This is a genomic window from Virgibacillus subterraneus (assembly GCF_900110695.1).
Taxonomy (GTDB): domain Bacteria; phylum Bacillota; class Bacilli; order Bacillales; family Amphibacillaceae; genus Lentibacillus; species Lentibacillus subterraneus.
The window spans coordinates 432,727-444,996 of sequence record NZ_FOEH01000002.1 but is presented as its reverse complement, the minus strand read 5'-3'; the positions used below and the strand labels follow the sequence as shown (position 1 = coordinate 444,996).

Annotated in this window: 25 protein-coding genes and 1 pseudogene; 1 reads left to right on the top strand and 25 read right to left on the bottom strand. The window is 35.9% G+C overall.

From position 1 onward, the window contains the following. Positions 1–14: 14 nt before the first annotated feature. The 25 genes and pseudogenes from BMY13_RS08745 to BMY13_RS08640 form a co-directional block, all read right to left on the bottom strand. Positions 15–293 (bottom strand): hypothetical protein, encoded by a 279-nt coding sequence (locus BMY13_RS08745; protein ID WP_092503971.1) that lies wholly within the window; start codon positions 291–293, stop codon positions 15–17. Positions 294–297: 4 nt separating this feature from the next. Next, complete coding sequence (locus tag BMY13_RS08740) at positions 298–630, bottom strand: HNH endonuclease (RefSeq protein ID WP_092503969.1); 333 nt, start codon at positions 628–630, stop codon at positions 298–300. A gap of 12 nt (positions 631–642) precedes the next feature. After that, positions 643–1,026 carry a hypothetical protein gene (locus BMY13_RS08735; protein ID WP_092503967.1) on the bottom strand — a complete coding sequence of 128 codons (384 nt, stop codon included), beginning with the start codon at positions 1,024–1,026 and terminating at the stop codon, positions 643–645. Between the two features lie 64 nt (positions 1,027–1,090). Continuing rightward, positions 1,091–1,255 carry a hypothetical protein gene (locus BMY13_RS19465; protein ID WP_175476751.1) on the bottom strand — a complete coding sequence of 55 codons (165 nt, stop codon included), beginning with the start codon at positions 1,253–1,255 and terminating at the stop codon, positions 1,091–1,093. A 108-nt stretch (positions 1,256–1,363) separates the two neighbouring features. After that, positions 1,364–1,678: a hypothetical protein gene (locus tag BMY13_RS08730; protein ID WP_092503965.1), complete on the bottom strand. Its 315-nt coding sequence runs from the start codon at positions 1,676–1,678 to the stop codon at positions 1,364–1,366. Between the two features lie 82 nt (positions 1,679–1,760). Next, complete coding sequence (locus BMY13_RS08725; protein ID WP_092503963.1) at positions 1,761–2,201, bottom strand: hypothetical protein; 441 nt, start codon at positions 2,199–2,201, stop codon at positions 1,761–1,763. A 213-nt stretch (positions 2,202–2,414) separates the two neighbouring features. After that, positions 2,415–2,654 (bottom strand): hypothetical protein, encoded by a 240-nt coding sequence (locus BMY13_RS08720; RefSeq protein WP_092503961.1) that lies wholly within the window; start codon positions 2,652–2,654, stop codon positions 2,415–2,417. After that, positions 2,645–3,088 carry a transcriptional regulator gene (locus BMY13_RS08715; RefSeq protein ID WP_092503959.1) on the bottom strand — a complete coding sequence of 148 codons (444 nt, stop codon included), beginning with the start codon at positions 3,086–3,088 and terminating at the stop codon, positions 2,645–2,647. Before BMY13_RS08715 ends, BMY13_RS08720 begins: the two co-directional genes overlap by 10 nt. Before the next feature lie 16 nt (positions 3,089–3,104). Further along, positions 3,105–3,914 carry a DNA adenine methylase gene (locus BMY13_RS08710; RefSeq protein ID WP_092503957.1) on the bottom strand — a complete coding sequence of 270 codons (810 nt, stop codon included), beginning with the start codon at positions 3,912–3,914 and terminating at the stop codon, positions 3,105–3,107. Positions 3,915–4,115: 201 nt separating this feature from the next. Next, positions 4,116–4,301, bottom strand: a complete 186-nt coding sequence (locus tag BMY13_RS08705) for a hypothetical protein (protein WP_092503955.1) — start codon at positions 4,299–4,301, stop codon at positions 4,116–4,118. A gap of 32 nt (positions 4,302–4,333) precedes the next feature. Further along, complete coding sequence (locus BMY13_RS08700; RefSeq protein WP_092503953.1) at positions 4,334–4,876, bottom strand: site-specific integrase; 543 nt, start codon at positions 4,874–4,876, stop codon at positions 4,334–4,336. A 15-nt stretch (positions 4,877–4,891) separates the two neighbouring features. Next, entirely contained in the window at positions 4,892–5,062 is a 171-nt protein-coding gene (locus BMY13_RS19460; RefSeq protein ID WP_175476750.1) for a hypothetical protein, read from the bottom strand. A gap of 34 nt (positions 5,063–5,096) precedes the next feature. Further along, positions 5,097–5,408, bottom strand: coding sequence for a hypothetical protein (locus tag BMY13_RS08695; protein ID WP_092503951.1), 312 nt, complete (start codon positions 5,406–5,408; stop codon positions 5,097–5,099). 181 nt (positions 5,409–5,589) lie between these two features. Beyond that, positions 5,590–6,021 (bottom strand): annotated as a pseudogene (locus BMY13_RS08690) (RusA family crossover junction endodeoxyribonuclease). Further along, positions 6,018–6,230, bottom strand: a complete 213-nt coding sequence (locus BMY13_RS08685; protein ID WP_092503949.1) for a hypothetical protein — start codon at positions 6,228–6,230, stop codon at positions 6,018–6,020. The pseudogene BMY13_RS08690 and the gene BMY13_RS08685 overlap by 4 nt, the downstream one beginning before the upstream one ends. Next, positions 6,220–6,837: a dUTP diphosphatase gene (locus BMY13_RS08680; RefSeq protein WP_092503947.1), complete on the bottom strand. Its 618-nt coding sequence runs from the start codon at positions 6,835–6,837 to the stop codon at positions 6,220–6,222. The genes BMY13_RS08685 and BMY13_RS08680 overlap by 11 nt, the downstream gene beginning before the upstream one ends. After that, on the bottom strand, positions 6,824–7,105 hold the full coding sequence (locus tag BMY13_RS08675; RefSeq protein ID WP_092503945.1) for a hypothetical protein: 282 nt from the start codon (positions 7,103–7,105) through the stop codon (positions 6,824–6,826). Before BMY13_RS08675 ends, BMY13_RS08680 begins: the two co-directional genes overlap by 14 nt. Further along, complete coding sequence (locus BMY13_RS08670) at positions 7,105–7,857, bottom strand: HNH endonuclease (RefSeq protein ID WP_092503943.1); 753 nt, start codon at positions 7,855–7,857, stop codon at positions 7,105–7,107. The genes BMY13_RS08675 and BMY13_RS08670 overlap by 1 nt, the downstream gene beginning before the upstream one ends. Beyond that, the gene (locus BMY13_RS08665) at positions 7,854–8,150 is read right to left on the bottom strand and encodes a hypothetical protein (RefSeq protein ID WP_092503941.1); all 297 of its coding nucleotides are present in this window, start codon (positions 8,148–8,150) and stop codon (positions 7,854–7,856) included. Before BMY13_RS08665 ends, BMY13_RS08670 begins: the two co-directional genes overlap by 4 nt. After that, positions 8,147–9,091 carry a DnaD domain-containing protein gene (locus tag BMY13_RS08660; RefSeq protein ID WP_092503939.1) on the bottom strand — a complete coding sequence of 315 codons (945 nt, stop codon included), beginning with the start codon at positions 9,089–9,091 and terminating at the stop codon, positions 8,147–8,149. Before BMY13_RS08660 ends, BMY13_RS08665 begins: the two co-directional genes overlap by 4 nt. A gap of 1 nt (position 9,092) precedes the next feature. Further along, a complete protein-coding gene (locus BMY13_RS19455) occupies positions 9,093–9,269 on the bottom strand; it encodes a hypothetical protein (protein ID WP_175476749.1) in 177 nt (58 codons plus the stop codon). Positions 9,270–9,412: 143 nt separating this feature from the next. Beyond that, entirely contained in the window at positions 9,413–10,180 is a 768-nt protein-coding gene (locus BMY13_RS08655) for a phosphoadenosine phosphosulfate reductase domain-containing protein (RefSeq protein WP_217649052.1), read from the bottom strand. A 301-nt stretch (positions 10,181–10,481) separates the two neighbouring features. Further along, complete coding sequence (locus tag BMY13_RS08650; RefSeq protein WP_092503935.1) at positions 10,482–10,751, bottom strand: hypothetical protein; 270 nt, start codon at positions 10,749–10,751, stop codon at positions 10,482–10,484. Next, positions 10,748–11,512 (bottom strand): phage antirepressor, encoded by a 765-nt coding sequence (locus BMY13_RS08645; protein ID WP_092503933.1) that lies wholly within the window; start codon positions 11,510–11,512, stop codon positions 10,748–10,750. The genes BMY13_RS08650 and BMY13_RS08645 overlap by 4 nt, the downstream gene beginning before the upstream one ends. Beyond that, positions 11,509–11,700 carry a hypothetical protein gene (locus tag BMY13_RS08640; RefSeq protein ID WP_092503931.1) on the bottom strand — a complete coding sequence of 64 codons (192 nt, stop codon included), beginning with the start codon at positions 11,698–11,700 and terminating at the stop codon, positions 11,509–11,511. The genes BMY13_RS08645 and BMY13_RS08640 overlap by 4 nt, the downstream gene beginning before the upstream one ends. A 50-nt stretch (positions 11,701–11,750) precedes the next feature. Here BMY13_RS08640 and BMY13_RS08635 point away from each other — a divergent pair, with 50 nt between their 5' ends. After that, complete coding sequence (locus BMY13_RS08635; RefSeq protein ID WP_092503929.1) at positions 11,751–12,080, top strand: hypothetical protein; 330 nt, start codon at positions 11,751–11,753, stop codon at positions 12,078–12,080. Positions 12,081–12,270: the final 190 nt, after the last annotated feature.

The window sequence follows — 12,270 nt, the reverse complement described above, 5'->3', positions numbered from 1 at the left end:
ACCGGGGGGTGTTACTAATAATTAAGACCAAATCGGTTGGCCAATCTTTTCAATTCCTCTAGCGACAATCCGTCAATTATATTATTAACTACCTTTCTCACATCATCTTCTTCGCTAACATGAAGTTGAGTTAACTCATTTTCTTTCACTTCAAAATCTAATGTTTCACCGTCTGCATCACTAGGATGAATATAAATTAAAACATTGTCGCTATTATCTGTTGCAGATAATACATGATGAAATATTCCTTTTTCTTGATTTTGTTTTAAATACTCTTGTAAATTTGGTTTCATTTGTTTACCACCTCTCATCACTATCCCATTTAGTTGCCTTTCTTTTAAATAGCCTGAAGACGTATCTATCATGCTTATGATTATGACATCTAATGCAAAGTGTTTCTAAGTTATCAGGATCCATTGCCAGCTCCGGATGATCTTCCAGCTCTTTAATGTGATCAACATCAAACACCTTATGCTTACCAGGCTTGTGATATTTAGTGAATACCCTTCCTTGTCGCTTACATTCCTGACACTCGAAGTTATCTCTTTCCAAGATAGATTGCCTCAGCATTCTCCAAGGTTTGCTTTTATAGAACTTCATTCGTTGTGCATCGGTTTGGTATTGCTGCATTAAATCACCAACCTAACATTTACTTACACCGGTTCGCTTTATGACTGGTTTATCACCTGATGTATCTACATTTTCAATGTCGATATTCAACTTTCCCATTACAACATCAGTTTCTGTGTTCCACTCAAAATCAACATCCCGCAAATGCTTTACTTGTTCTCCTTTATAAAATACTTTTGGAACTGCAGTTTCATTGTCTAATTCAATGATCAACAATGCGTTAATATTTTTTCCAGCTACATAATCAATACCGCCAATGTACTTAGCTGTTCTATATTGATCAACTAATGCACCGTGACACTTCGGACACACAAGAACTTCTACATATTCTTCGCGATTACCGCGTTTTACTTCCTCATACTTACACTTTAAACAACCATATTTAGCACAAGCCATGATCAACACGCTCCTTTTAAATTGTATATAAAAAAGGTGCCATATTAGGCACCTTGTCCATTTTTTAACAGCAATGTCTCCGTTTTCTTTCTCTGCCTCTGACTTGATCTTTGTCTCGATCTCTTCCCATGACTTCATCCTTATCTCTTTCTCTTTCTACACCTCTGACTTGATCTTTATCTCTTGCTCTTCTTCTATCGCGAATGAAATTGTTACGTCTGCAGACCATATTTATCACCTCCATCACGATATTTTATGAATCAAATCTCTTACTGAAACGGCAATAACCTATAGGATGGTATAAAAAAAAGACACCTCTTTTTGAGATGTCTAGATATCACTTATATAAGTTTTTATATCCTTCAAGCTTACCAATACCCTCGAGAGTAGCAAATCTCCCACCTGGAAGGTCTGATAAATCCTTTATATTCACCACACCTTTTAAATAATTATCTTCTAGGCTAGTCATAGTTATAGTAGGCATTTCTGTTTCTTCAACTCTTTTTGCCAATGGTGATTCATCCACAATGAATCGAAGTTCTACTTTCCATCCCTTCTTTAGGCCACTTTCTATAACTAGAATATGGCCAGTGTGAAAATGAAGAATGTCTCTATCTTCAAATTGTATGGTTTTTATGTCTATCTGCTTCATTGTCTCACTCTCCTTTTAATAATACTATCGGCAAAAGAAGAGGGATATTAAAAAAGACACCTCAGTGAGATGTCCTTAATATTTATTGTGGATTTTCAAAATACATTTTTACTCCAATCCATAACATTTTTCCATGAGTTATCAAACCATCAATAGTTTTTACGTCACTATTCAATTTGTTAGCCTTATCCATTACATGTCTATACTTACTATCTGCTTCTTCAATTGTCTTTGCAGTACTAATTTCCATAATGCTTTGTATAACATCAAGAACTTCCTCTTGATTCTCGTTACTCTGTTGAACTAGAGAAATCAATGACCCAATATCAGCAGTGTTGTTTTCTATATTTTTCAAAGTATTCAACACTGATTGCTTATATTCCTCTTTCTCTTTCAATGTTTCTTGAATTTCTTTTTCCATTTGATCGGTGTCTACCATGTTTGAAAAATCCGGTCTTTTTATTTCACCTGTTTTTAATGGATCAAATTTAATTTTATCTGCTAAATCATCATATTTAGACATTCCATCACCTCCCCTATTTAAACAATATTCACCAGAAGAAGAGTGACTTCCTGCCTAATCTACAAAAAAGACACCCACAAATGTGAGTGCCAAGTGTTCACTTTCGACATAAAGTAAACTGTTGGGAGGTAGAATTTAATATGAATCTTCCACAATATCATAATAACACCTATTAGCGACCCAAAAGTGCAAAGATAGTGCAATGTATTCGGACTATGAATTAAAATGTTTATCAAATTGTTCTTTTAAAAACTGATATTCTTCTTTTGTTAATGCAAAGTCATGTTGGGAATTATCTTTTGAATTGATTGTGGTAATTCTTATTTCGTCCTGATTATTAAAATAAAAGAACATTTCAAAGTTATCTTCGCTTCCGTTCACATAATCACTTTCTAAAACAATCTTGATATTGCCCAAACTTTTCACCTTCTCCGCATTTTTGTTCATCTCCATCCCAACACCTCCACAGTTGCCTGTATAATTTCTTTTCTCCAGTAGATAGCTTGCCTTCTACTTACGTTCAATTCCAACGCTAAACTATCCCAAGTCAAATCCTTGCTCTTTGACCAGTACCTCAGCTGCACTAATTTCTTATAATCATCAGGCAAAGCATTGTAAACCTGTTCAACAGCTTCAGCTACCTCAGTAAGATAAGTCAGCTGCTTACTTGTAGTTAACCGTGTTGCGATTCGTTGCGTTGGATTACCAGGAGTTCTAACTGAGTTAGCACCCTTAACTATTGTTGGGTCCTCTGGATCTTCATCGAATGGATACTTGATGCCTTCTCTTAATTTAGCAATCTCTTTCAATGTGTGATGATAGTTATACCATTCTGATTCAGCATGTTTGAATGTGATTTTCTTTGGTTTAAGTGTAGCTTGATTCAATTTATTGCCCCCTTCACTAATTAAATAACGTTTCTTGAAAATAACCGTGTTTTGCTGCAGTTGGATTTATCCAAAGTACTTCTTGTCTTTTAGCGCCTGCTTCAGCTAAAACATTAATTATCTCTTTATGCCATCCTTTCAGATAATCGTTATACAGATCATGATTGTATCCTGACAATAATACGGGACCAGGATGGTGACTTAACTGTTTCAATAAATCAATATGTCCATCCATATCCATTTCATGTTTATAATGCCGTTTTGTTCTTGTTTCTAAAATGTAAGGTGGATCAGCATAAATCAAAACATCAGATCGCTTATATCTTTCAATTAACTTGCCAGCTGGTTGATTTTCAATCTGAATTTGCTTCAGTCGATTGGTAACCATTAATAATTTATCTGGAAGCCTTCCCCAATCTTTAGCTGTATCGGGCCCGTTTGAAGATATTAGGCTTCTCCATCCTGTTTTATCACTTGTTTTCCCACCAATTGCTTGCCAACACCTAACTAAAAACCTTCGAGCATCCTCTACATCCTCACCAGTTGGTTTTTCATAGGATAGATAGTACTCTTCTCTCGATAGTGGTGTAAATCTTATTTTGTATGCTAATTCTTCAGGATTATCGCGAATAACTTTAAATAAATTAACTACACTTGAATCCAAATCGTTTACAGTTTCGATTGGTGATTTTGATTTATTAAATAACACTGCACCGGATCCGAAAAAAGGCTCTAAATATGTTTTGTGGTCTGGCATATGACTGATAATCCAACTGGCCATACTCCATTTACTTCCTGGGTAATGTAATATCCTTGGTATTGACAATAAATATCCACCTCCTGAATATATGCTGCACCTGCATTTACCCTATTGAGTTCTCTAAAGACTAGATTGTGTTAAATTCATGGAGTAAGCTGAATACCTGTAATAGCAGGGTTTCTGTTAATTGTCTGATAAAGAGTTAAACATCACCTATTTTTGAATAACTCATAGGAATAAGGTTGTTTATTTGGTCGAACTGTGCATTTATTTAGGCTCAACAACTAAGGAAAATTTCCTGAAACTATTTTCTTTTATTATCTTGTTAGCAAACTTTTGAGCCAGTGCTTCTGACTTAAATACTTTAGCACTTTCCCTAACAAGAGTTCTTCCAGGATCTCCTTCCCAAGGTGCAATCCAACAGTCTTGATTACTAAATTTTAAAATAAACATAGATACGTTAGCTCCTTCGCAATTTGGTTCAATCAAATCTTAAAGTTATGCATCATGTGATCAATGTTCTCTTGTTCAATCCCAATGTACCTGAGTGTCTCTAATTGGCTTGTGTGGTTGAATATCTTCTGTAAGGAAGCAATATCCTTTGTTCGCTTATAGAACCAGTAGCCAAATGTCTTACGTAATGAATGGGTACCAATACATTCAATTTTAAATTCGTCTGCTACTTCCCGGAGAATGACATAAGCCATTCCCCTGGTAATAGGTTTATTAACACCTTGGCGACTCTTAAACAGATATTCATGATTGTGTTTACCTTTGGTGAATGCAGCAATCTCTTTTTTCAATTCACTGTTTAAATGGATCCGTTTAAACTTCCTTGTCTTTTGCTCTCTCAAATTGACGTACCAGCCTTCTACATCACCGACTTTAATCTTTAGGATGTCTGATACCCTTAGACCGGTATTGATGCCCATTAAGAACAGCAAGTGATTACGTTCATTGCGTGATTTTAAAGTGCGCTTTATTTCTTCAATTACTTCTCTATCTTTAATCGGTTGCACAACATTCATCAGCTGCACACCTCCTTATTTGTACAAGACTCCATAGGCTATATAGACTGAAAATACTGCTGTTAATATTGTTAACCCTGCAAAAGTTACGTTGAAGTGTGTTAACTCAGTAAAACCAACTGTTAATGCTGCAAATAAAACAAATAGCGCAAATCCTGAACATAATAATTGTATTGCCTTTTTCATAAATACTTACCTCCTGTTTGGTCGGAATGCGACATTATATTTCTGTTGAAGAAATGACGCATGGTTTGGTTATATTTTCGTGTTTAATTACCCAATCAAATGTTTTTGCTGCACACAATTCACCATAGAAATTTTTCATATCTAATTGGGTACTCATCTTTTCTTCTTCAGGTAGGTCATCGATTGGAATATACATTTTGTCAGCCAAACTAACTTCTCCCCACTGTTCAAAATCTTCGTCAATATCTTTCATGTCCACCCCTGTTTCTTGGTGATACCATTGTTTGGCCTGTTCCTCTGATTCAGCACATACCCAGTCAAAATCATTCATCTTAAACACCTTCATTTTTTTCATCTCCTTTACTTTGCATCTTCGTTCCAGTTAAGCTTTCTCCCTCAACATTTCACCAAAGCAATCCTCACATAGTTCTTTGCTCCAATGACGTGCTGGTTTATCTTTACATTCAGAACATGGCTTTGACCTTTTCACATAGCGTTCAGTGTTCGATTCAACATATATCTTTTTATTACTTTCCATCCGGCTCACCTACTTCCTCAATCCGTATTTCAACCCGTGGCTTATCGCTATAAAATTTACGGATAACTAGATCCACTATCTGACTATCATCGTTGTATATAACGTTATTCAATGCATCTTCTATCCCTTTGGCATAATTGCTGTTGTCAGGCTTGGTGATTGGTCTATGTAGTCCTGCCATAGATGCTTGTCTTAATTTTTTTGTCATACTTTTTGGGATAGGCCTATATACTTTAATTAGGACGTTCTATGGTCCTTCTAGTGGAATCTTGGGAGCATGTTGTTTAGCAACAATAGATACATAGTTTTTGTAGTATCTGGATTCAGCTGGATCATACAAGACTGGTTTTCCTTGATATGTCTTTCCTGCTCTTGGACGACCTTGTGCTTTTGGTTCTCCTGGAATCGTAAATTCATTCAATCCAGCCGCTCCTTTCTGTAGATAGCTTCATAGTATGATTCTTCTTCTGTACTTTGGTAATTCAACCTGCCCCTACGCTGATTGAATTGCTTGAAGTATTGTTGCTTTTTCTGGATAGGTTTTACGCAAACATAACCTTCTGCTTCTTTATCCCTGCATAATTTAAGCAATCCGTGTATGGTTTTATTACGTAATCTGCTAGTAGGCATTGTCTTGTCTCTCATGATTGATTTTGTTCTTGTCCAGGTATGCATTTAAAACCTGTTCTTCAGTAAAACCTAAAATCTGCCCAATTATTAAATATTCGTCAAACAAGTCCTGGTAGCTATCTAATACAACTTTGTCATTTTTCTTGAATCTATTTGCGTAGATTAAGCAGTAAAGTTCCGCTGCCTTGAAATTAACCTCAGTAAACAAAGTAACTAGATTGTTCGGGAAAAAACTCGGCATTGGTGTGTAATCGTAATTTAGTTCCAGTCCAATGCTTAGTAGAAAATGAATTCCGTCCACGTATTCTTCTAGGAGTGGGTTTTTCTCTTGTATTCCCGTGGCATCACAATAAATACAAGGGTCATAATATTCTTCATGATCGAATCCACCATTTCCATTACAAGCATGACATTCAATGTTTTTGTCTCTAGGTTCCTTGTTAACCTTCCAAAACTTAAACCCACGCCATTCATTTGCCAGCTCACCTAACTCAACCTGTAAAGCTAGAATCTTTTTATCTAGCAATTCTTGTCCTTGTAATTTGTGTTCCTCAATAATTCGGTTATCCAATACCTTTTGTATGTCGAATAATTTAGTTAGATTCACGTCTAATCCTCCTAATTTCTCGTAATCTCTCGGCCTGCTTTAATATCATTCTGTCGCATTCATCATCCTCTACAGCTGCATCTGTTAATCGATTGATTATCTGACCTTTTTTCAAGTCATACGGGAAGTTCATTCCATGCCGTGAATACCAAACTCGGTTAAGCTCTTCGTTATGAACATTTGAACGTTTTGATATTCGCAATAGCTGGTATTCTGCTAGATTGGTGTAGTTATCTTTCATCGAATCACCTCGATTCATAAAACCCATCAGAACCACTCATTTTCTGAATTACTGATATCTACTTCAACAGCTCTTTCGTAATCGTCTGCATACATGAATACATAACCTCCGCTCACTTCACTTTTTCTCATTAGATTATGCCTAATAGCCTCATGAGATAAATAACATTTTCTACCCGCTTCACGAATGGATCTGTATTCACCCAATAATTCATTCGTTTCGGGGTCCAGCTGCACAATAGCTATACTCCTTGATGAATAACCAACAATTTTACCTAGTTCAGACCTGGTAATATATTTCAAATTAGCAACATGATCATCTGTTCTAATTCGGTTTTTGTGGTAAACAACTTTTCCTGGTTCCAAATCACCTATAAAGTGATCCGCTACTAATCGTGATACTTGGTATTCGCCATACTTGTCGTTGTATCTTACCTTCACAAATAAAACGCCTTTATCTTTTCGCCTGAATGGAAGTATGAGTCTCTGATGTTGTTTGGATTGACGTTTGACACGTCCATAATTGGATAATAAATATTGATTATTTGAACCTTTAATGGTTAACCAGTATTCATCATCAAATTTTTCCTTGGTATACCATTCTCTTCTTTGTTGAACCGTTGTATTGTCATCCATGATGTAGCAGTTAATCAAACTTAATTTCATTTTTCTTGATTTCATAGAAACTAAGCTGTTATATGGCTGTCCAGTTATCCCTTTTAAGTCCTCATAAGTTGTTTTCGTATAAACATTTGTCCTAGGATCATAAAGGTATATCATTTCTTCACCTTTCCTTTCCCAGGCGGAATCATCAATTTCGCTCCACTTGAAAATGCCTTCTCAATATCATCAATCTTTCTATCCATCCAAGCTTCATAGAGTGCTAGAAATACCTCATGTGGATTTCGCTTTGTCCATTTTGATATATAGTTAACGCTTTTACCTTGATGCCATAACCTTAATATTTCTTGCAGCTGCCATTCAGGAAAACCAAAATCAATTGGTTTATCATCAAATAGCACTTGGCTTTTATCCTGCTTTAAAATGGAATCTCTGCTTGATAATGTGTTCATCCATTACCACCAGCTTTACGAGAATGTTCTTTTAACAATCGTTTTGTCTCTTCCCACTCATTAGGGTCAACTTTTTGTTTTGGTGTGTTGTTTTTATTCTGTTTTCGCTCTTTAAACCAATCCGGAACAATCTCTTGTGACTTACTTTGATAAAAACCACGTTTGCTAGATTGCTGATTCTGGAACTCAACCTCTTCCGCTTTTGCTTGTTCTAAGGTTTTAATGTTTTTACGGTGCCAGGATTGTAGGATGCTTTTCGCATAACCCCAACTAGGTTTGTTTCTATCGAGTGACCTTCTTAATGCTTCAATGACCATATCGTCGCCCAGGTCATTTATCCACATAATTATTTCCTCTGAGATATATGGTTGAATTGTTCCTAAATTATTTTGATAAAATACAATGGCATCAGTTGAAGAAGTTGAGGGATTTTTTTCCTCTTTTTCTTCTTCTTGTTGTTCTTCTTTTTCTTCTTCTTTTTCTTCTTCTTCTTCTTTTTCTTGTCCCCTTGTCGTGGTCGAGTCGTGGTACGTATCGTATAAAACCTTGATGTTAAGCTTTTCAATACGTTCACCAACAATAGGTATCAACGATTTATCCTTTACACCCTTCAATTCTGCAGTTACACAATCAATTACTGGTTTACCTCCACGATTCAGGTTGTATTTCCCCCAATTTTTGATAGCAACTTCTCTTGTATCTGGATTGTAAGCAATGATTTTGTGATGTCTGATAAACCGATCAAGTAATGAATTTATCGTGTCGATGGAATAACCAGTATCAAATGCCATTTGCTTTTTAGTAATCTGATAGATACCTATTTGAGTAGTATTTGAGTTTGTCAGAAGGTAAAGGAAAAAGTATTTATCCTCTGGAGACATTTCTTCAACCACTTTAGGGTCGTCCCAAAATTCCGTGTGTACCATTCTGAATTTAGCCATTTCATTCACCTCGCTTTTGCTGAATACTTTCACATATGGCAAAACCATTATTTATAGAAATTAGGTTATATTCTGGATACCGCTGCATATAATCTAATACAAGAGCTTGTACCTCTTTTTCGTTGTTGGATTTTTCAAAAATCCATTTAGGCAACAGGACATTATGTTTATTCATCATTGTTTTGGTTTATCCTGTTGATCCAGGCATGTATGACAAATGAAGTGATTCTTTAGGAAACCACCATCATCGGCATAGATGCCACAGATTCTACACATGAGATACGTCATTTGAATCGCTCCTTATGACGGTATATGGTCGAACTACGAATTAACTTTAATCCCTACATGTTCCTCTAAAGAGATAGGTTCTTTCCCATTCATGAACATGGTGTGACCGATTTTCTTCTCAAGCTCCACGTATTCCTTATATAAGTCTGGACGTTGTTCTGCTCCATGTCTTAGATCATTTACACAACCCATAATGCAAAATACGCAGCTTAATCTTTCGTTCTTCTCATAAGCCCAGAAAGGTTTTTCTCCAGATTCTTGAATGGCTGTAAATACTTCATCCGTTTTAAAATGAAAGATTGGTAGCCAGTCATATACGTGACGGGTAACCCTGTTATTGCAGCTCTGCATTTTGTTATAGGTAAAAGGCTTTTTCTTAGCCCTGGCAGATGATTCCTGTGCTCGCAGTCCCATGCAATTAATCGCAATAATAGCCCCGCGCTTCTTTAAATCATTTCGTATAAACTTGGATATTGGTCCACGCTTTAAATCACTGGTACATTGTCTATATGCTGCGCTTGGCCACATCTCTCTTTTCTCAACCATTTCAAGAAAAGTTTTCTTTGCTCTAACAACATTTACCTGGTGGTCTGTATTTTGTTTGATGTGCTGTTGAACACCTTCCCATTCGACTTTTCCTAAATCAGCATGTACAACTACTATCTGTTCATCAGGCACAACTTTTCTAACTAAGGAATACATTGCCTGCGAATCTTTCCCTCCAGAATGAGATACATAGAATATAGCTCCATCTGTAATTAATTGTTCGATTTCTTCTGGTATGAATAATTCTGGTTTCACATCATCCCTCCTTACTTCGCATTTTGGTTCTACACCGTAGCTAATTGCCATATTCGTTTATTTAAGATAAACTAGGACTATGTTTATTTTTCTTAGGATCCATGTTGCTGCATGGGTCTGTTTTTATATCATTACTAGAATGATAGATACGACAATTAAAGCTCCCACTAAACTGAATAGGTTTTCCTTTAACGTGTAATCTTTCAACCTCTTTCACCTCCTTCAAAATGTGCATAATGTCCATTCCAGAAAACCAAAACCAATAACCGCAGCTACATATATTTTGATTACATGGAATCGTTCACTCATATCTGGACCTCAATTCACAGAACAGCTTGTCCGCATGTTGTTGTGATTCAATCTGCTTGGTTACAAACCACTTTTGATCATGTTGTTCTTTAGATAGCATCATACGATTCAATTCTGTTAATGCTCGCGTTGCATTATTTAAGTACAGCTGAGCTTCTTCATATTCACCACGGTCAAAGCGTTCATTTGCTTTATTTACACATGTTTCAAAAGTCCTGTTTTCTTCATCAACTTTCTTCCAATCCTGCTCCAAGAAAATCATTGAACAGCCGCTCCTTCCAGAAACTTATTAACAAAGTAAATCTGCCCTTTTCCGGTTACTTTTGTTGTTCTGGTTGTACGTATAGAACCATCTGGATTATTAATTGATCGCTTCTTTATTTCAAAAAGCCCCATATCCATACTCTTTTGTGTCGGTAGATTGTAAGATTCACTGCGTTTACGGATTAAGTAACCGTTATCACGTAACCAGCCAAACAACCTGTTCTGCCCTATATCTATGCCATTTTGTCTAAGTATTTTTGAAAGTTCCCCGATTAGAACGGATGACTTGGAAGTTTCTACAGCATCTGCAAATAATGCCTTTGGTTTCATGGTGGCTAATTGTTCATTTTGTGCCTTCATTGTTTTTAATGTGGTCCTGAACATTGATTTTGTCTGTTCATCTGCTTGCGGTAGATATGTGTTGATGAACATATCATCGTCGGCCACATAACCACCTGTTTTTCGTATAGAAGGTAATACTTCTGAGGTTATCCATTTTCTGAACCGTTTAGCTTCTGATTTCCGACTATCCAGAATGACATCATATAGTCCATCTTCATTAACGAATGTTGCATCTTGTGTTCCACCAACTGTTTCAAGGGGGTATGTTGAACATACATCCTTATCAAGTCGTTGCTTAACAACTCTTGGGTTTACATTTAAGATTTCGCAAGCATCGTTAAGTAAAAATAAAGGTTGTTCACTTTCTTGGATCATTCTTAGTTTGAATCCATCAAACATTTTTGTAAGTTGATTCATTTAGTTTCAGCCTCCATATCCACTTGCTCCTGAATTCTTTTAAATATTTCTTCAGGATGAATATTTTCATTACTGTATTTATTACGAGCTTCAGCAAGGCCAAACAACCTACTCAATATACTTGTTTTATTATCTTCAGGAAGTTCCCTCATTTGCTCAAACAGTGAATCGCGTTCTTCTTCAGTCATTTACCTCACCCCTTTCTTTGTTATAATCTCCCTATGAGGAGGTGATAATTTTGGATAAAATTAAAGCAAACATTGTAATCGAAACTTTACAAGAGTTAAAATCTGCTCCAATTGGTGTGAACACTGATTCTGAATACAAGGAATTAATAAATAGATATAACGTAATGTTCCTTGGTTCTAAATTCAATATCATTAACTCATTAGAACTTGCTCACTACCTTAAATTAAATAAAGACCCTTCTTTTTCTCATGAATACTTAATAAAGCTTCTCCCAGAAATTAAAGATGCATTATCTTTAAAACTTGAAGGCCAAATAAAATTGGAAGATGCAGATAAAGCCGATCGTGAAATTTCTAATTATCTAATCCATCTCTTTTAGGGGAATATCACCATTCGGAATTGGTTGCAATCCATTTTTAATTCGTATTTGATTTATTGTTTTAGAATCCTTTGTTGACGCAGAGGATTCTTTTTTATCCACTATCCACCCCTCCTTTATCTCGTCTTCACAATCTGTACAGCACTCAAGAATGTGATAACCTTCAACAATTTTAAAATTGTGTGAGTCT